Annotated in this window: 14 protein-coding genes and 1 pseudogene; 6 read left to right on the top strand and 9 right to left on the bottom strand. The window is 66.4% G+C overall.

The window, feature by feature from the left end; genetic code table 11:
* Positions 1 to 11: 11 nt before the first annotated feature.
* The 3 genes from VFW04_01340 to VFW04_01330 form a co-directional block, all read right to left on the bottom strand.
* Complete coding sequence (locus VFW04_01340) at positions 12 to 1,949, bottom strand: heavy metal translocating P-type ATPase (GenBank protein ID HEX5177946.1); 1,938 nt, start codon at positions 1,947 to 1,949, stop codon at positions 12 to 14.
* Between the two features lie 316 nt (positions 1,950 to 2,265).
* A complete protein-coding gene (locus tag VFW04_01335) occupies positions 2,266 to 3,384 on the bottom strand; it encodes a crosslink repair DNA glycosylase YcaQ family protein (GenBank protein HEX5177945.1) in 1,119 nt (372 codons plus the stop codon).
* A 486-nt stretch (positions 3,385 to 3,870) separates the two neighbouring features.
* A complete protein-coding gene (locus VFW04_01330; GenBank protein ID HEX5177944.1) occupies positions 3,871 to 4,851 on the bottom strand; it encodes a chromate resistance protein ChrB domain-containing protein in 981 nt (326 codons plus the stop codon).
* A 316-nt stretch (positions 4,852 to 5,167) separates the two neighbouring features.
* Here VFW04_01330 and VFW04_01325 point away from each other — a divergent pair, with 316 nt between their 5' ends.
* The 4 genes and pseudogenes from VFW04_01325 (at position 5,168) to VFW04_01310 (ending at position 12,724) form a co-directional block, all read left to right on the top strand.
* On the top strand, positions 5,168 to 6,061 hold the full coding sequence (locus tag VFW04_01325) for a DUF1259 domain-containing protein (protein HEX5177943.1): 894 nt from the start codon (positions 5,168 to 5,170) through the stop codon (positions 6,059 to 6,061).
* A gap of 64 nt (positions 6,062 to 6,125) precedes the next feature.
* Positions 6,126 to 8,354 (top strand): DUF5916 domain-containing protein, encoded by a 2,229-nt coding sequence (locus tag VFW04_01320; GenBank protein ID HEX5177942.1) that lies wholly within the window; start codon positions 6,126 to 6,128, stop codon positions 8,352 to 8,354.
* Between the two features lie 12 nt (positions 8,355 to 8,366).
* A complete protein-coding gene (locus VFW04_01315) occupies positions 8,367 to 9,359 on the top strand; it encodes a YncE family protein (GenBank protein HEX5177941.1) in 993 nt (330 codons plus the stop codon).
* A 179-nt stretch (positions 9,360 to 9,538) separates the two neighbouring features.
* Positions 9,539 to 12,724 (top strand): annotated as a pseudogene (locus VFW04_01310) (protein kinase).
* A gap of 7 nt (positions 12,725 to 12,731) precedes the next feature.
* Here VFW04_01310 and VFW04_01305 read toward each other — a convergent pair.
* The 6 genes from VFW04_01305 to VFW04_01280 all read right to left on the bottom strand — a co-directional run bounded on the left by VFW04_01305 (position 12,732) and on the right by VFW04_01280 (position 17,305).
* Positions 12,732 to 12,953: a hypothetical protein gene (locus tag VFW04_01305; protein HEX5177940.1), complete on the bottom strand. Its 222-nt coding sequence runs from the start codon at positions 12,951 to 12,953 to the stop codon at positions 12,732 to 12,734.
* Positions 12,954 to 13,456: 503 nt separating this feature from the next.
* Positions 13,457 to 15,223: a hypothetical protein gene (locus VFW04_01300; protein ID HEX5177939.1), complete on the bottom strand. Its 1,767-nt coding sequence runs from the start codon at positions 15,221 to 15,223 to the stop codon at positions 13,457 to 13,459.
* A 174-nt stretch (positions 15,224 to 15,397) separates the two neighbouring features.
* Positions 15,398 to 15,937 carry a plasmid pRiA4b ORF-3 family protein gene (locus VFW04_01295; GenBank protein ID HEX5177938.1) on the bottom strand — a complete coding sequence of 180 codons (540 nt, stop codon included), beginning with the start codon at positions 15,935 to 15,937 and terminating at the stop codon, positions 15,398 to 15,400.
* A gap of 303 nt (positions 15,938 to 16,240) precedes the next feature.
* Entirely contained in the window at positions 16,241 to 16,603 is a 363-nt protein-coding gene (locus VFW04_01290) for a hypothetical protein (GenBank protein HEX5177937.1), read from the bottom strand.
* A 51-nt stretch (positions 16,604 to 16,654) separates the two neighbouring features.
* On the bottom strand, positions 16,655 to 16,819 hold the full coding sequence (locus VFW04_01285; protein HEX5177936.1) for a hypothetical protein: 165 nt from the start codon (positions 16,817 to 16,819) through the stop codon (positions 16,655 to 16,657).
* A gap of 45 nt (positions 16,820 to 16,864) precedes the next feature.
* A complete protein-coding gene (locus VFW04_01280; GenBank protein ID HEX5177935.1) occupies positions 16,865 to 17,305 on the bottom strand; it encodes a DUF6632 domain-containing protein in 441 nt (146 codons plus the stop codon).
* Between the two features lie 212 nt (positions 17,306 to 17,517).
* On the opposite strand from VFW04_01280, the gene VFW04_01275 reads away from it, so the two are divergent.
* Positions 17,518 to 18,555, top strand: a complete 1,038-nt coding sequence (locus VFW04_01275; protein ID HEX5177934.1) for a histidine kinase — start codon at positions 17,518 to 17,520, stop codon at positions 18,553 to 18,555.
* A complete protein-coding gene (locus VFW04_01270) occupies positions 18,552 to 19,331 on the top strand; it encodes a LytTR family DNA-binding domain-containing protein (GenBank protein HEX5177933.1) in 780 nt (259 codons plus the stop codon). The genes VFW04_01275 and VFW04_01270 overlap by 4 nt, the downstream gene beginning before the upstream one ends.
* Positions 19,332 to 19,434 lie beyond the last annotated feature (103 nt).

Raw genomic sequence — 19,434 nt, 5'->3', positions numbered from 1 at the left:
CGCGGCTGCCGTTAGAGCTTCACTCTGCGGAGCAGCTGTGCATTGACGGCGACAATGATCGTGCTCAGCGACATGAGCACGGCGCCCGCGGCTGGACTGAGCACGATACCCTTCCACGCCAGCGCGCCCGCTGCCAGCGGAATCGCCACCACGTTGTATCCTGCCGCCCACCACAGATTCTGCACCATTTTCCGATAGGTCGCGCGGCTCAACGCAAAGATGCGCGGCACGTCGCGCGGATCGTTGCGCACCAGCACGATGTCTCCTGCCTCCACGGCGACGTTGGTGCCGGCGCCGATTGCAATGCCGACGTCGGCCGTCGCAAGCGCCGGTGCGTCGTTGACGCCGTCGCCGACCATTGCCACTCGCTTTCCATCGCGCTGGAGTCGCTTAATCGCGGCGACCTTCTGCGCGGGCAACACCTCGGCAAACACTCTGTCGATCCCGAGGTCGCGCGCAACCGACTCGGCGGCGGCGCGGCTGTCGCCGGTGACCATCGCCACGTCGATGCCGGCGTCGCGCAGCAGTTGGACGGCCTCGCGCGATTCCGGGCGCACGGCATCGGACACGATGAACGCGGCGCGAACGGTCCGGCCGTCGATCAGGTAGAGCACGCTCTGGCCGCGCGCGGCGGCGTTAGACGCAAAGGCGAGCATCTCCGGTGCCGGTTTCAGGCTGCGTTCGCGGATCAGGTTAGGCCCGCCCACGGTCACCGTGCGGCCATCCACGGTTGCTTCGACGCCTAACCCGGGAATCGCGCGGAAGTCCGCCGCGCGGGGCAGGGCGAGCGCGCGGTCCGTCGCCGTGGCCAGCACGGCGCGCCCAACCGGGTGCTCCGAGTCCTGTTCGACCGCCGCCGCGAGGCGGAGCGCGTCGTTTTCCGTCAACCCGTCGGTCTGAACTCCCACGACGCGGTGCTGTCCCAGCGTCAGCGTTCCGGTCTTGTCGAACACCGCCGTCGTCACCAGGCGGGCTTGCTCGAGGCCGCGCCGGTCACGCACGAGGAGTCCGTTGCGCGCGGCGACGGTGGTGGAGAGCGCGACGACGAGCGGCACCGCGAGGCCGAGCGCGTGCGGACACGCGATCACGAGCACAGTCACCACGCGTTCGACGACGAACGAGCCCGGCGCGCCCGCGGCGACCCACGCGGCGGCCGTGATGGCCGCGCTCGCGAGCGCGCCGATTGTGAGCCAGAGGGCGGCGCGGTCGGCCAACACCTGTGCGCGGGAGCGCGATGCCTGGGCGTCGGCAACGAGACGCATGATACCCGCGAGGGCCGTGCGATCGCCCGTGCGCGTGACGTCAACGCGAAGCGATCCATCGCCGTTGACGGTACCGGCGATCACGCTGCTCCCGGGGTTTTTGGCAACCGGTTTGGATTCGCCGGTGAGCATCGATTCGTTGACGAAGCTTCGTCCCTCGCGCACCGTGCCGTCGGCGGGGATCGCCGCGCCGGGGCGCACGAGGACCACATCGCCATCGCGCAGTGCGCCGATCGGCACGTCTTCCGTTAGGCCTGCATCCGTGAGACGCGTCGCGGTGTTGGGCAGGAGCTTCACCAGCTCGGTGAGCGCGCCCTGGGCCCGCGAAATGGAACGCATCTCCATCCAGTGGCCGAGGAGCATGATCGTGATGAGCGACGACAGTTCCCACCAGAGCGACGCGCCGCGGGCTCCGAATGTGACGGCCACACTGTAGGCGAACGCCACCACGATAGCGAGCGAGATGAGCGTCATCATGCCCGGGCGGCGGTCCACGAGCTCGCGCCAGGCGCCCTGGAGGAACACCCAACCGCCGTAGACGAACACGGCGGTGCCGAAGACTAACGGAATGAAACGGGATCCCGGGAACGCGGGCGGCGCGACGCCCCACGCGTGCGCAAACATCTCGCCCCAGATCGCGGCCGGGATCGTGAGGATGAGGGCGATCCAGAATTTTCGCCGGAACATCGCGACCGAATGGCCGGCGTGTGTGTCATGGCCTGCTCGGGCGGCGGAATGGTGTGGATCCACGTGCATCACCCTGCGCCGCGGCGGGCATCGGCTGCGAAATGCTGCAAGACAGCGGATCGTTTCAGGATTGACATTGGCCGCGCGCGCACGCGACCGATGGTGAGCGATATCCGTCCGAGCCAACGCCGGCATCTACGCTCATGAAGACGCGGACAAAGCACGGACACGACGGACAGGGCAACAAGAAAAAGACAGGAGACCGCGTCCGAGTTTCTGATTACACGCCGGCGGTACGTTTGCAAGGTGCAGGCAGTCATCCAGCGACACCGAGAAACGCACGCATGCGGTCGAGCTCGGCGTCGAGCTCCCGCGCGAATGCCGCGTCGCGCGGCGCGCGCGCCCCCACAAAGCGAATCTGCGACTCGAGGATGCCGTTAGGCACCGACACATTGCCCCAGCCGATCAGCCGGTCGCGCCACTGCAGCGGCAACGCATAGTAGCCTAATTTCCGCTCGGGCGCCGGCACGTAGGCCTCGAAACGGTATGCCCAACCCCATAACAGCTCGAACCGGTCGCGGTCCCACACCACAGGATCGAAGGGCGCGAGCACGCGCACCGTGTCCGCCACCGGCTGGTGGTCCGGATGCTCGTCCGGCGGCCAGTACCACTCGACACCGTCCACGCGCGTGTGCGCGAGCTGGTGCGTTGCGCGTTCGAGGGCGCCCGTCAACTGGTTGCGCCACTGCGGGACGGCATACCGGAGCCGGCGCACCAGTTGCGTTAGGCCTTTGGTCGTGAGCGGCGCATAGATCGCGACCGCCGCTCGCGCCAGCGCGTCCACGCGCTCGCGAATCGCTCCCGCAGCCACGGGTTCTTCCCCATGCTCGTGCGGCGCATACACGCGAATGCCCGCGTCGCGGCGCTGGATGCGCAGCATGCCGCGGTAGTGCATGCCGGCGAGCAAGGCGGTCGTGGCGTTGGACGACCCGCCCCAGTAGTTCCTAACGGAACGCGGCGAAAAGTGCGCGGCCACTTCCCGCGGATGGACGCACCCGCGCTCGCGGACGAACTCGAGCAGCCGCTCCGCTTGCGCTCGCCGGGCACGGGACCATGGCACGCCGGGAGTGACAGGCACACCACGAATCGAGCGCGGGTGCATGAGCGACTCGATGGACCTGGTCACGAAACCATAGGCGAGGAAGAAGTCTTCCTCGACGCCGAGGGTGGGATAGAGCCGTTCGAGATCGCCTGTGCGGTAGCCGGTGACGCGGTGGCGGAGGATCAGATCCTGCGCGCGGGCGGGTGCCCGAATCGGGTCGGCCTGCACGTACCCAAAGCGAGTGAGGGCGCGCTCGAGCGTCGTCGGCGCAAACAGGCTCCGGCCGATGGCAAAACGCCGGAGGTCATCGAGTGTGATCGGGCGGGAACTCATTCTCCGTATGGAAAGCGGCGCCACGGGCGCGCTATTGGCGTGTGACCGATGTCGTAGACTCATCCCTAACGACCTCCGTGACCATGACTGCATCAGCCTCCCCGTCCAGATGACGCGCAGGGCATCTGCCTAACGCGCTGGCCACGGGAGAAATCGCCGACAAGCGACGCACGGCATCGCACTGCCTCGGACTCCGCGCGCCTACACGGCGACAGGCACCTTCGGCTCGACGGGGGAACATAAACGGATTGACACATAAAGGGCTTGAAGAGTCACCGGGTGTCGTTGCATGATCGGCGTGACGACCCGTCCGTATCGCGGTCGAAAGCCGGGCGGCTTGCTTCGGTGGCGCGAGTGTCGAGCCAAGCATACGCGATTGCGGCAACGGAACGCCGTCGCGCGCGGAGCAAGCGGCCTCGTCGATGACGAGGCGTACTGCAAGCACAATTTGTCAAGCGCTGGCCGAGTCCGGCGCGCCTAACGACGTCACCGCGCCGTGTACGCGGCATAGAGCTCGTCGAAGAGGAGCGACCCGCGTTCGAGCCGGGCCTCGTCGGCGCGGTTGTCGGCGGCGATGCCCGCCAGCACGCGTTCGATGCCCGGCGCCTCATCGCGGCCGAACTTTGCATCCTTGAGATCGATGTCGTGGACGATCTCGGCGATCGCCCGCAGCGCAGGATCGCGGATCGCAAACCGGCTGAGCAGGGTCTCGAAGGTGCACCGGTCGCCGTCGTGGGTGAACTCTCCCTCGAACATGTCGAACCGGAGGTCGCGGGGCGCGGCGTGGTGCGCGGCCGGGTCGACGAACTTGAAGCGGGCGTCGCGATCGATGAACCGGCGGATGAGCCAGGCGCTGGCGATGCGGTCGACGAAGATGCCGGTGCGCGTGACCCAGGTGCGCCCGCGGACGCGCCGGCCTTGCGCTCTGCCTAACGGCGGCCGCGGCGCCGGCGGCGCGGGCTCCAACGCGTCCGACACCGTGCGGACGGACTGCTCCGCCATCGCCCGGCCCGGCGCCCGGAAAAAGTCGATGGCCGTGATCGACGCGAGCCGCTTCGTGAGTCGCACCAGGTCGTCATCGGAGCCCGCGCTGCGGCGTCCGGCGTCGGGACGGGGGCGGCGCAGTGCGGCGAGCGTGTCGCGCGCCGCCGCCGCGAGCTCGGCGTAGTCCTCATCGCGGGCCCCGCGAAAGAGGGCGACGATCTGCTCGTTGGTCAGCCCGTCGACGAAGTCTGCCTTGCAGATCGACGCATCGCCGCCGCCGTCGATGATCTCGGCGCGGACCCATTGGAAGTCCTCCACGGATTGCGGCCGGCCGGGCAGCACGTACACCGACTTCTTGACCGGCACCGCGCCTAACCGCTGCAGTCGTCGCCCGATCTTGACGCGCAGGTAATCCGGTTTGGGCGGTATCTGGTGGATGAGGAGGAGCCACGGGGCCGCCGAATCGGCGCGACGAGATTTCATGCGGGGGTTATTGGTCTAACGGGCGGAGCGGGGCAGGTGGGCCGCGCCGCGACGTGCGGATGCTCGCCCGCGCTCGCACGCCAGAAAGATGGGTCACGCCCATATTGCTAATATCACAATTGAAGCATCGCAATAGGACTCCGCCCAGCCGAACGCCGCGCCCGCCGCCGGCGCCCGGGACGGCCGCACCGATCCCCTGGTGAGCCCGCCAACGGCTCCTTGCCATGGCCGCAATCCACGCTATTATCGCAACTGAATCAACCCTGGCCACTCCTTCACCGGCAGGACTCCTATGGCTCGCGTCTGGTCGCGCGCAGTGCGACGCCTCGCTCTCATCGCGATGCTCGCTTCGTCCGCCGCGGCGTTGCCCGCGCAACAGAGCGCATCATGGACGGCCATCGAACAGGCGCTCGGTCGCACCGGCGCGCTGCAACCGGGCGGCGTCATGAAGTTCTCCTTCCCGCGGCGCGATCTGCACGTGGTGGTCGGCGGCGTCCCCGTGCGGCCGGCGCTCGCCCTCGGGGGCTGGGTGGCGTTCAAGCCGCTCGCCAACGGCATGGTGATGGCCATGGGCGACCTCGTCCTAACGGAAGACGAGGTCGGCCCGGTCATCTCGGCCCTGCAGGCAGGCGGCATCGAGCAAACGGCGTTGCATAACCATCTGTTAGGCGCAGTGCCCAACCCGATGTATTTGCACATCGCGGCGCGGGGGACGGGCGTCGACGTCGCGCGGGCGCTTCGCCGCGCGCTCGAGGCCAGCAAGACGCCGCTCGACTCGTCCGCCGCCGGGCCGCCGCCGGCGCTCGGCCTCGATACCGCCGCCATCGCCAAGGCGCTCGGCTACCACGGGCATGCGAGCGGCGGCGTGTACCAGGTTGGCGTCCCGCGGGCCGGACGCATCCTGGAAGGCACGGAGGACGTGCCCTCGTCGATGGGCACGGCGACATCGATCAATTTCCAGTCGTCGGGCGGCGGCAAGGCGGTCATCACCGGCGACTTCGTGCTCACCGGCAACGAGGTGAACCCCGTGATCCGTGTATTGCGCGATAACGGCATCGAAATCACGGCGCTGCACAGCCACATGATCGGCGACATGCCGCATCTGTATTTCATGCACTACTGGGCGAACGACGACGCCATCAAGCTGTCCCGGGCCATGGGGGCCGCGCTCGCCAAAACGCAATCGGTGAAGCCTAACGCAGCATCCTGAGGCCGCGCCGGCGTCCGACGCGCCGCCAACTGCCGTGTGCGGGCCGGCGGCGCGGGCGGTGTGCGTGCGGTTGACGCGGGCGGGATGCTGCATCGCCGTCGCGTCGCTCATCGCGGCGTCGGTTGTCGGCGCGCAAGCGGACACCGCGAGCCGCGGCGCGGCGTCGGGCGCCTCCATCACCGCGCGACCAGTGAACGCGCCGCCGCCGGTGACGGCTGGATGGAATGTCGGTGTGTGGAGCACCGCCGATTCGATCGTCGATTTTCGCCAGCAGGACCCTGCGATCGGCGCCGCGGGCAGCGAACGCACGGTGGTGAAAGTGCTGCACGATCATGAGAATCTGTACGTCGCCGTGCGCTCGTGGGATCGCGAAGCGAACCGGATCGTGGCCACGCAACTCCGCCGCGACGCCGACCTCTCGTCCGACGACAACGTCACGATTCTGATCGACAGCTTTCACGACCGGCGAAGCGCGTACCTGTTCGAGACGAACCCCAACGGCTCTCGCTGGGATGCGCAGATCACGACCCAGGATGAGAACGCCGATTGGAACGGGATCTGGTATGTGGCCACGAGCCGCGACCCGTCCGGCTGGACGGCGGTGTTTCGAATTCCGTTTCGCACACTGCGATTCCGGTCGGGAAGCGGCGCCGCGTTTGGATTCAACGTTAGGCGGGAGATTCGCCGGCGAAACGAAGTCGACCTGTGGCGCGGCTGGCGTCGAACGGAGGGACTCAACCGCCTGGACATCGCGGGCGACCTCGTGGGTCTGGGCGGCGTGAGCCGATCGCGTGATCTCGACATCAAACCGTACGTGCTCGCCGACGCCCACCAGGCGCCGCACGATTCGGTGCTCGATCGGACGGGCGGGGCGGGGCTCACGGCCAAGGTCGGGGTCGATGCAAGACTTGCGGTGACGTCCACGTTGACCGCCGATCTGACCGTGAACACGGATTTCGCGCAGGTCGAAGTCGACAGCCAGGTGATCAACCTGACGCGGTTTCCGACGTTCTTCCCCGAGAAGCGAGACTTCTTCCTCGAGTCCAGCAGCATCTTCCAGTTCGGATTCAACCAGAAGGCGCTGCTCTTCTATTCGCGCCGCATCGGCCTGACAGACAGCGGCACCGTCGTGCCGATCGTCGCCGGCGCGCGCGTGTACGGGAGGGCCGGACCGTGGGCTCTCGGTATCATCGATGCGCGGACAGGCGGCGACGAGGACGCGAACGACGTGGCGATGCGCGTCACGCACGATCTATTCGAGCGCTCCTACATCGGCGCGATGGCCACCATGCGTACGGCGCCGAGTGCGCGCGGGACCGAGACCGCGGAGGGGCTCGATGCCGATTTCCCGTTGGTCATCGGCACGCAGAACATCGAGCCAACCATTTGGGTGGCGGGCACGCAAACGCCTAACGCGACCGGCACGCAGGTCGCGTGGCGGCTGGCCACGGATTTCCCGAACGACCTCTTCGACAACTTCGTCGGGCTTGCCCGGTACGACGCGCGATTTTCACCCGCGCTCGGCTTCGTGAGCCGGACCGATGCATGGGAGACCTACGGCCACGTGGACTTCACGCCGCGCCCGCACGTGCTCGGCGTTAGGCAGCTGCTGTTCGAGCTGCCTTCGTGGGATATCTATGCGAACCACGATGGATCGGTGCTTCGCGCGCGGGACTGGCAGAGCGCGTCGATCGAGTGGCACCCGATCGGCGCGCTCTTCGAGAGCGGCGATCAGGTCCAGGTCATGATCGTTCGCGACATGGACGCGCCGGCCGAACCGTTCTTGATCGCGCGAGGCGTGTCGATTCCCGCCGGCCGGTATTGGTGGACGCAGTCGGGCGCGCAATTCCAGACCTCGCCGGGCCGGGCGGTGAGCGGGTTCGGCCACTTCTCGACTGGCCGGTTCTACGATGGCCGCAGCACGGAAACCGACGGCGGCCTGACGTGGCGGTCGGGCGGCCATCTCATTGTCGGCGGCGGTCTCTCGCGTACCGCCGTTTCGCTCCCGGCCGGCCGCTTCGTGGCCGTGCAGTCCAGCGGCCGGGTGGAGTACGCGTTCACGACGCGCATGGACTTCATCGGATTTGCGCAGTACGAGACCGCGCTCGACCGCACCGACTTCGACCTGCGCTTCCACTGGACGCCGGTGATCGGCGATGATCTGTACGCGGTGTGGAACTCCGGCTATACCAACGATCCGGGATCGCCGTTTCGCTTTCCGGACAGCCGCGCCATCGCTCGGCCGTTGACCGCGACGTTCACCATCAAGTACGTCCACCGCATCGCTCCCTGACTCCCTGACCCCATGCGCCTAACGCATCTGTTCGCGCTCTGCGCCGCGTGTGCGCCCGCCGCCGCGCAAGCGCCCGTGCTTCGCACCGTGGCCGACGTGCCCATGCCCGGGCCCGCCGTGCGCTTCGACTACCAGAGTCTCGATACCGCCGCGAATCGGCTGTACATCGCGCACATGAACGCCGGCCGGTTGGTGGTGTTCGACATCGCCGGGCGCCGCGTGGTGGCCAACCTGGGTCCATTCGATGGTGTGCACGGCGTGTTGGCCGTGCCCGAGGTGGGCCGCGTGTACGCGTCGGTGACGGGAAAGCACGAGGTGGCCGTGGTCGATGCCAGGTCGCTGGCGGTGCTGGCACGCGTGCGCGGCGTCGACTATCCGGACGGCATCGCGTACGTCCCTGGCGTTAGGCGGGTGTTCGTCTCCGATGAGCGTGGGCGTGCGGACGTGGTGATCGACGCCGCGACCAATGCCTTCGTGACATCGGTGCCGTTGGGCGGCGAGGCCGGCAACACCGTATATGATCCCACCGCGAAGCGCATCCTGGTTGCGGTGCACGAGTCGAACGAGTTGGCGGCGCTCGATCCGGCGACCGCGAAGATCACGTCACGGTTTCATCTGCCGGGCATCGAAGCGCCGCACGGCATCGCGCTCGATCCGGCGCGCCGGGTCGCATTCGTAGCCGGCGAGGGAAATGCGAGGCTGGCCGTGGTCGATCTCTCGACGATGAAGGTGCTCTCGACCGAGGCCGTGGGCGATGATCCCGATGTGTTGGCCTTCGATCCGGGATGGCGCCGGTTGTATGTGTCCTCGGAGTCCGGCACCGTCGCGGTATTCACCGAGCGTTCGGGCGCGAATGGAATCACGCTGCATCGCGATGGCAACATCGTCATGCCGCACGCGCACACGGTGTCCGTCGATCCGCGCACGCATCTCGTGTATTTCCCGCTCGAGAACGTGAACGGGAAACCGGTGCTTCGGATCATGGCTGGCGACGCGCCACGGTGATGGTGCTGATGACGGGTTGCGTTCGAGCCTCGAATGGACGCCCGTGGTCGCGCGCTGCACCGTCGGGTCGGGACGCGCCCGAGCTCCGCCGAGATGCTCATCTAGCTCCAGGTCGGCGCAGTCGGTAGATTGTTTCGATCCCAGAGCGCCGGCACATCCCGCGCTCGCCCCCCTCCGGAATGACACTCCGCGACGACCTCCAGTCGAGTTTAAGCGACGCGTACACCCTCGACCGCGAGCTCGGCGGGGGCGGCATGTCGCGCGTCTTCGTCGCCGAAGAGCGCCGACTCGGCCGCCGTGTCGTGATCAAAGTTCTTCCAACGGAGCTCGCCGCCGGCCTCAGCGCCGAGCGATTCGAGCGCGAAATCAGGGTCGCCGCGTCGCTGCAGCAGGCCGACATCGTCCCGGTGCTGAACGCCGGTGACACGAAGGGCGTCCTGTACTTCACGATGCCGTTCGTCGAGGGAGAAAGTCTCCGCGCACGGCTCCGCGAACGCGGCCCGCTCTCGCCCGGCGAAACGGTGAGCATTCTCCGCGACGTGACGCGCGCGCTCGCCTACGCGCACGATCGCGGCATCGTGCACCGCGACATCAAGCCTGACAACGTGCTGCTCTCGGGCGGCACCGCGGTGGTCACGGACTTCGGCATCGCCAAAGCCATCTCCGCTGCGCGCACCGACGGGGAATCGGCCACGCTCACGCAACTGGGCACCGCGATCGGGACGCCGGCCTAAACCTCGCCCGAGCAGGCGGCCGGCGATCCCGCGGTGGATCACCGCGCCGATCTGTACTCGTTCGGCTGCATGGCGTACGAGATGCTCGCCGGACAACCGCCGTTCGCGAACCGCACGCCCCAGCGGCTCATGGCCGCGCACATGGCCGAGGCGCCGCGTGCCGTGCAGGAGCTGCGTCCCGACACGCTGCCGGCGCTCGCGGGTCTCGTGATGCGGTGCCTCGAGAAGGACGCGGCGGCGCGTCCGCAGTCGGCGTCGGAGATTCTCGCCTCGCTCGACGCGTTGTCGACCAGCGATCCGGGGCGGGCGGCGATGCCGGCCGTTCTGTTAGGCGGACCGCGCATGTTCTGGAAGGCGTTGGGGGTGTACGCGGTGGCGTTCATCGCCGTGGCGGTGCTGGCGCAAGCGGCGATCGTCGGCATCGGGCTGCCGGGGTGGGTGTTCCCGGGCGCGCTCATTGTCATGGCGTTAGGCCTGCCGGTGATTCTGTTCACCGCGTACACGCAGCGCGTGTTGCGCCGGACGGTGATCCAGTCGCCGAGTTTCACGCCGGGCGGGACGCCCAGCCTGCCGACGCACGGCACGATGGCCGCGCTGGCGATCAAGGCGAGCCCGCACGTGTCGTGGCGCAAAACGATGCTGGGCGGCGTGTGGGCCGTGGCCGTGTTCGTGGTGCCGGTAGGCGGCTTCATGCTGCTGCGCGCGTTAGGCATCGGGCCGGCGGGCTCGCTGCTGGCGGCCGGCAGGTTCTCGGCCCGGGCGCCGGTGCTGATCACGGACTTCGCCACGGCCAATACCGACTCGTCGTTAGGCCCGGTGGTGAGCGATGCCGTGCGGGCGGGGCTCGGGCCGTCGAAGGTCATTTCGCTGATGGCGCCGGCGCTGGTCGCTTCGACGCTCCGATTGATGGGCCGGCCGGCCACGACGCGCGTCGACCTGCCGGTGGCGCGCGAGGTGGCGCAACGCGAGGGCGTGCAGGCCATCGTGGATGGCAACGTGACCGGCGTGCCCGGCGGGTACATCCTGACGCTGCGCCTGGTGACCGCGGACTCGGGCGTCGAGCTCGCGTCGTTCCGGGAAACCGCGGACGGACCGCGCGGGCTCATCGATGCCACCGACAAGCTCGCGCGCGCGCTCCGAGAAAAGATCGGCGAATCGTTGCGCGAAGTGCAGGCGACGCCGCCCTTGGAGCGTGAGACGACCTCGTCCCTCGAAGCGCTGCGCTTGTTCAGCGCCGCCACCCGCAGCGCCAACATGGCAGGGGACGTCCAGCAATCCGAGGGGCCGACCCGGCAAGCGGTGGCCGTCGACTCCAATTTTGCACAGGCATGGGGCGACCTGGCGATCGACCTGCTCAACATGGGCGCACCGCAAGCGTCCGTCGATTCGGCGCTGGATCATGCGTACCGGCTCAGGCTCCGCCTAACGGACCCCGAGCGCCTGAGCATTGAGGCGACGTACTATGATGTGTCATCGCACCGTGACCGCGTGCGCGCCCTCGACGCATACAATCAACAGCTCCGGCTGCCCGACGCGCGTGTCGCTCCGACAGTGGGCAACATGGGTGAAGTGCTCCGCAGCATGCGGCTCTATGCCCGCGCCGAGTCGCTCGATGTCCGCGAGTTGCAAATAGACTCTGGCATGACGATCGGGGCGGTCAACGTGATGGAGCTGGAGCTCGATCGCGGAAGCCCTGACTCGGCCGCGGCAATGTATGCCATCGGGCATCGCCGGCAACCTGGCAGTCCGATCCTCGAGGTGCAATCTCCGCTCATCGCATACGCGCGCGGCGATCTGGCGGCTACGCGTCGCCTGGCCGATTCATTGGCGCGAACGAGCAACGATGTGGCGCGGTCGTTCGGTCTCGCGTACGGCGCCCGCCGCTCGCTCGTCCAGGGCCAGCTCGCGCGCGCCGAGCAGGAGTACGCCCAGGCCGGCGGCGCCGCGCCGGTCGCGCTGGTCGATTCGGCCACGCTGATCACGGCGTCGACGTGGTTCCGCAACACGAATGCAGGCCCGGCGGCGCGCCTAACGGCGGCGCTCGCGCGTTATCCGTTCGGCGCGATGGCGCCGGTCGACCGGCCCTATTTCGCGGTGGCCACGGCGTGGGCGCGCATCGGGAAGCCGGATCGGGCGGAAGCGATCATCGCGGCGTATCGGTCGGCGGTGACCGACACGGCGGTGCTGCGGGTACAGAGCGCGGCGCTGCACACTACGTTAGGCGAAATCGCGCTGGCCGAGCGCCATGCCGATCGGGCGCTCGCCGAGTTTCGGCGGGGCGACACGGCATACGACAATCGCCCGGCCACGGAGTGCGCGCCGTGCTTGCCGCTCGAGCTCGCACGTGCGTTCGATGCCGCTGGGCAGTCGGACTCGGCCATTGCGCAGTACGAAGCGTTCATCGCGACGCCCTACTATAATCGGCTGGTGGAGACCGATCCGCTGGCGTTGGCGCTGGCGCACGAACGGTTAGGCGAGCTCTACGAGGCGCGCGGCGATGCGGCGCGGGCGGCGGCGCACGATCAGCGGTTCATTGCCTTGTGGGCGAACGCCGATCCCGCGCTGCAGCCGCGGGTGGCACAGGCGCGGGAGCGGCTCGCCCGGTTAGGCGCGGAAGAAGGGAAGCGCTGAGCGGAAACTACGTGCGCGTGCGCCGTCCGTCTGCCACGACGAGCACGATCCCGAGCACGATGGCGATCCCGCCGGCGACGGGCGAAACGAATCCCTTTTTCACCGTGCCCACCTCGATCGGACCGACCTGCGCAGTGTGCCGTTCTTTCACGTAGCTGAACCCGCCGAGTGCCAGCACAACGATCCCGGCCACGATCAGGAGCCAGCCGAGAATGCCGAGTGGTCGCATGGTGCCTCCTCGAGAATGGGACGCATCCAAGCATGTAGCGTGCCCAACCGCTAGGTCGGCGAGTACGTTCAGGCGGAGGTGTGGCTGCACATTGCGCCGATAGTGTATGGCCACGGCGAGCGGTTATTCGAGGGCGTGAGCATGCAGGGTCGCTAGCACGGCCATTCGATTTCACGACGGCTATGAATCACCGCGAGAATGTCTATTCGCGATGGCTGGACCATGCGCTCTGCGTAAAGCGGAGATGTGCGCGCGACATGGCGCGCGATATCAGCCAGGTGCTCAAGAGCAGTTTCTGACCAGTGGATTGGCCGACTCACGACGCTCTGCGCAAAATACCGCGCAAGCGAGCTCTCACTTGGTCATGAGCGACCGTTCGGCCGGCGGCAACATCTGCAAGCCCCGCATCGATCGACTCGCGCACCTAAAGTTCGTACGTCAGCGCCCGATACGCCGTGTCGCGCAGCTGGCGTGAGTCCGAGTGTGATCGCACAGCGCGCGCGCTACGTCTTTTTCGCCGCCGATGCACACCCGTCGGGAATCTGTCTTCCATAATTGAAAATCGACTGCGATGGCCACGTCCATACGTTGCCTACCGCATCGAGGGCAGTTCCTGTGATCGGCTTGAGAAACACGTTGATTGCCGCCGCGACCCAGCCCGGCGTTTGCCAGCCAATGCCGGAGTCGAGATTCGCGCCGAGCGTCGCCTGGCGGCAGGGGAACGCTTCGGTGGGCGAGCCGAGAATGCTTCCGCCGAATCGGATTGCCGCGTAGACACCGGCGTTGAATCCAAATGCGCCGACGCCCACCAGGGCGCGGATCGAGAACGCCATCGCGAACGAATTGATTCCCACCGATATGTTGCTCAGCGATTCCGTGAGATCGGTGACGATCTTCGGCTCACTCGGCGCCGAGATCGACCACGTGCTGCCGGCGCGTCCCGCCCAGATCCGGCCGCCGAAGTCGTATTGTCCCTCCGCCCGGAGGATCGTGGACTGGGCGCTGATGCCGGAATTCACGTCGAACAACGTCGCGAACGTGAGCGCAAAAGGAACGGGCCCGCCTAACGGAATGCTGAAGTCGACCGGCACCCAGTGCTTGATGTGGATGTTCACGAACTTGGTCGTCGGACTGTGTGAATCGAGCATCAGGTGCACGCCTGCCGATCCTTTGAGGCTGATGCCGGCGCTGTCCACCTTGCCGTTCAAGAACCTGAGCACGCACTCGATCTGCGGCTTGTTCAGCGTCACCGTTCCCGACGCGGTCACGGCCAGGCCCGCCGGGTTCGTGTAGTAGTACTGGAGTCCGACGCCGGAATTGCTCGCCACCGGCTTCAACACCGTGTTGTGATCGTCGGCCGTCAGCGACGGAATCGCGCCCAGCCCCTGCTGCGGCGAGGGCAGGGGAACGATCTGCCGGACGGCGCCTAACGTACGCAGCCCGCCGGCGGCGCTGGCGCCGGACCACTGATTCAGGTCGGACGTCTGCGCCCCGACCCACCGCCGGCCGCGGCGGCGGTACGTGACACGCCGCCCGTCGGCGCCGGTGCGCGACATCGAGGCGGGCGTCCACCGGCCGCGGTCGATGCGCGAGATGACCACCGTTTCCTCACCGCCCGACTGTGCGTTAGGCGCGCCCAGGCTCGCGGACTTCGCGGCCCCGCTGTCGTTGTCGAGGCCCGGATAGTCGCGTGCGACGTACGTGATCATCTTGTCGGCGTCCACGGCCTGGTCCATGACGAACCGGCCGTTCTTGATCAGGTCGGTGAGCTGGACCGGTCCGAGGATGGCCGTCACCGTCGAGCCGCTGCGTTCGAGCTTCAGGATCCGGCCCACCGCACGTCCGGTGGCGAACACGATCTTTCCTTCCTGGAAATCGCTCACGTTGGGCGCGTTGGCGTCGAAGGTCCACGACATCCCGTCGCCGCCCACGGCACGGATCGCCTGATCGCCGTGCTCCATGATGATCACGCCGGGTTGATACTCGACGTCGGGACTTCGCTTGGGCGCTACGCCGAACTGCACTTCGCTCTTCGTGAGCGTTTTTGGATCGATGGCGGTGAGCACCGTGGTGCCCGGGGATGCCTGTGGATGGTCGAGCCACTCGGGTGCTTGGGTGGCGCTCTGTTGTTGGGCCGGTCCCGGCGTAACCGGCGGGGACGCGGAAGTCTGCGATGGCGGCGGCGCCGGACTTTTCTTGCACGCGGATGGTGCGATGGCGGCAGCCAGGAGCGCGATCGCGACGGTGCGGCGGCACGAGGCAATGGTCAACCATGTTCTCCGGTTGGCCGAGCCGCTCGGCTAATCTTATGGCGGAGCCGTGCTCGGTGACGGGCCAATGGTATCAAGGCGCCGTTACCTCCAGCGACGAGCGGGCGTTACCGACGCGTTGTCAACGGTTGGAGTGCGACGGTGTACGTGGCTCGGCTGGCGGCCGAGCTGTGCCTAAATCGCGCCCCAGGCGACCACGAGCGCGAGCGCGTGATCCAGTGACCACGCGTCGAATCGCTCCGGGTCGTAGTGGCGCGGGAGCCAATTGACATACTCGGTGTGTTCCGGGTGTCCCGGGTCACGCAGCGCCGTGAGCATGTTCGCGTATCCGAGCGGCCCGCCCGCATCCTCCGGCGGCGCGGCTCGCGCACCGCCTAACAGACGGGGCGACCAATCGGGGCTTCGCTCCGACGGCATCGGGAGAACCTTCTCGACGCGAATGTCGTGATGCCAGTCGTCGCCGAAATCGTAGATGTACACGAATTCGGAACCCGCGCGCAGGTCGAGGTGGCGAAGCGCGGTCGACGCAGCATCCTCCGTTTCGTATTCGGCTTCTGGATCCTGCATCTCGAAGCGCCGCGCAGCGAGCTCGAAGGCAAAGAGGTGGTAGTCCAGGCGGCTGAACACGATTTGCAGGACGCGATGAAATTGGTGAAGCGTGAAGGCATCCGGAACGGTAACGAGCCGCCAAATGGGCGGATCGATGTCGCGCATCGTGATTCGGGTCAGGAGCTGCTTCGGGCCGCGTTTGCTCGATCGCGTTCGCGGTGCGGTGGGCGATGCACTCGTGTTGTCCTCTGTGCCAGGCGAGCCATCGAGTGATACGGCCGGCATTGCGATCGGTGCCGGAGCCGACGTCGCGTCCAAGCGGGCGGCTCGTTCTCGCGCGAAGCGATCCGCGCGACGTGCCGCGCATCGTGGCGCTGAGCCGACCCAGCTACCGGAAGATGATCCAGAATCTCTAGTGGGCGGCAGGGGACAACGTCTTCGACAGGCCGCGTCAGTCGAGAATCATCCCTACTTGGTAAACACCTTCCGCAGGATGCGCCCCGACGCAGAGTCGATGTCGCAGGTCCAGCACTCCCACGTGGCGCAGCGAAGCACGCCGTTGCCCAGCCACCCTGCACTCACGTACGCATCGGACGCCGAGGGACGTTCGGCCCGCCAGACCTCTTTGAGCTGCGAGTCGAGATAGTAGACATTCGACCTCGCCCGCGGATAGTGGTAGTACGATTCCAGCACGATCACGCCCGACGCGGGTCGAAGCAGTTGCACGACCATGGTGCCGGTCGCTGGACACGTGGCGACCTCGGCACCCGTCTCCGCGTCGACGGCGCGAACGCCGCCGCTGATCGTGATCTCGTAGTTGAGTGTCGCCATGCGGCTGATGCTCTCGGTTAGGAAGTGCTCGTGGGCGCAGTCAGTCGCGATTCACTCGTAAGCCAGAATGGCGCCGAGGAAGATGTCGCATGGCAGCCCGTTGAGCAAACGAAATGTCTTTTCAACGTCCTGCGCGATTGCCGGGTACTGCGCGTTGCCGACGAGCGTGTAGCCGGCGTTCACGTTAGGACTGCCGACGATGACGACGTCGTACATCTTCGCGCCCCTCTGTGACTCTCATTGTCCACGTCGTGCAGTCTCCTACGCCCCCGGTGGATCAAGCTGCACGGCCGCCCGGGCGTATTGAAGTTTCTCCGTGCCGGCCGTTGATGGCTCCTTTGCCGGACGGACTACAAGGAGCACGACTCCAATAGCGCCAATGAACACAATGTCAAAGGGGCCATCCTGCCTGTGCATCCCGTGGGACCAGGCCTCGACCGACATGATTGCCATCGTGAACGCATGGGCAAGGCTTGACCACGCCCCATAGGCGATGAGCGAGCGATGTTTTGCCGGCTCCTTCACAGCCAGTAACAGAAAGACCCCGAGCACGGCGTTTAGGCTCGTGAACATCGGCATGGAATCCTGATGCTTCTGAAGCCAAGTGAGGTGCCACAGGTTATCGAACGTGATATAGGCCCAGGTCAAATACAACAGGCCCACCAAGACCAAGACGACCTGCACGGTGCGCTCGCGCTTCATACAGTCCTCCGTTTTGGGACGTGTCTGCAGCCCGCTGACGACGGATGACAGGCTAATGGTCGCTCCGTGGTGTCGACAAGCCTTGTGGGACGGACGATGGCGTCACGCTGATCGACTGATCTCCTCGGGTGACAAACGGCACCGGTTGCCGCCGTCGGATCATCGTCGCATGATGTCGCATGGCAGCGGACAGAATGCGGATCACCCCGATCGTGGCGCTCGTGCTCTTGGTCGGCACGCTGATCACGGCGCAACTGGTGCTGACGCAGCTCCATTCCGGTCAGCCCGTCGACATCGGACAGACCGTCATCGCCGCGCTGCTTTTCTGGGGGCTATGGGCTCTCCTAACTCCAGTCGTCGTCTTGGCCGTGCGTCGTTGGCCACTCGACACAAAGCCCATGTATCGACCGATTCTCCTTCACGCCACCATCTCGATCGTGATCGCTGTTGTCCAGACGGCGCTCACGCTCGGCGTCATGTCTTTCTCGTTGTATCTGTCCGGCTTGGGGGGGTCGCACGTGGCACTGAAAGTCATCGCCAATCCGACAGCGTTGGCATGGGGTGCGTTTACTGGTGTGTTCTTCTATTGGCTGGTCGCAGCGGTGGATTCGACGCTGCGGTTCCGACGTCTCTACGCCGAACTGGAGTCGGAGCTCAACCGGTCGAAACTCGATGCCTTACGATCACAGCTCCGGCCTCACTTTCTCTTCAATACACTGAACGCCATCTCGGCGCTCGTACCGCAGGGCGACAAAGCTCACCGGATGTTGTTGCGGCTGTCCTCGCTCCTTAGGCGCAGTCTCGACGAAGACTCGCACGAGGTTCCGCTTCAGACCGAGTTGACCTTCCTCAACGATTATCTGGACATCCAGCGCGTGCGTTTCGGAGACCAATTGGTCATCGATGTCGACATAGAGCCAGGTGCGTTAGGCGCGCGAGTGCCTGTGTTCCTCTTGCAGCCGCTGCTGGAGAACGCGATCGAGTACGGGGAGTCCGACGATGGCCATACCACGATTCGACTGTCCGCTCACCGAGAGGCAGATCAATTGGTCATTCGAGTCGAAGACGCTGGACCTGGCGTCGCACGTGTGAGTCCGGTACGTGAAGGCGTCGGACTTGGAAACAGCCGAGCGCGGCTGCACCATCTCTACGGCTCACGAGCGACGGTCGAGCTGTCGGCGCAGCGTGACGGCTCGCGACTGCAAGGCACCAGCGTTGTGATTCGGTTGCCCTGGGCCGGGTCGCCATGAAGGTGCTGGTTGTGGACGATGAGCCTCTGGCGCGGCACGTGCTCCGGCGCGCGCTAGACCGCTTGCCGGACATGACGTGTGTTGGCGAGTGCGGCCGGCGCGACGACGCGGTTGCGATGATTCTCGAGCGCAAGCCGGACATCGTGTTACTGGATGTGCAGCTGGGGCGCACGACGGCATTCGAGATCATCGAAGACATCGGCGTCGACGAAATGCCGCTGGTGATCTTCGTGACAGCGTATGACCGGCACGCAGTCAAGGCGTTCGAGGTGCATGCGCTCGATTATGTCCTCAAGCCCGTTGATCCTGACCGTCTGCGGGAAGCGCTCGACCGGGCCGCATCTTTTCTGTCGTTGCAGCGCGGGGCTTCACTCGGTGATCGGCTGGAAGGGCTTTTGGCGCATTTGCCGACTGGCTTGGCGCCAAGTGTGGCGCCCGTGCCGGCACAACGCCTCACGGTGCGAGATGGAGAGGGACTCCGCTTGCTCGATTCCAGCCAAGTCGAGTGGATCGAGAGCGCAGGCAATTATGTACACGTGCATAGCGGCGGTCGCGCGTATGTGATCCGGACTACCATGGATCGCGTCGCGCGGCGTCTGGCCGCCGATACCTTCTTGCGTGTGCGGCGAACAGCCCTCATCAACACGCGTTGCGTGGTCAAGATCGAACGCTACGGAAAGGGCACCTATGTCGTGCATCTCCGCAGTGACGCGAAGGTGATCACGGGCCGGTTCTATCAGGCTGGTCTGCGCCGGCTGCTGGAATCTGGAGCCTGAATCGTCACGGCTTCGCGCATTATTTTGTTGCGACGCGCGGTCTATCGTACATTGTTTCGGTCGCGTGGCGTGCGCCCCGACAAAGCGAATCTGCACCTCTCAC

The organism is Gemmatimonadaceae bacterium, from assembly GCA_036273715.1.
Lineage (GTDB): Bacteria > Gemmatimonadota > Gemmatimonadetes > Gemmatimonadales > Gemmatimonadaceae > JADGGM01.
Note: the sequence above shows the minus strand (reverse complement) of the source record. Positions and strands in the feature narration are given on the sequence as shown.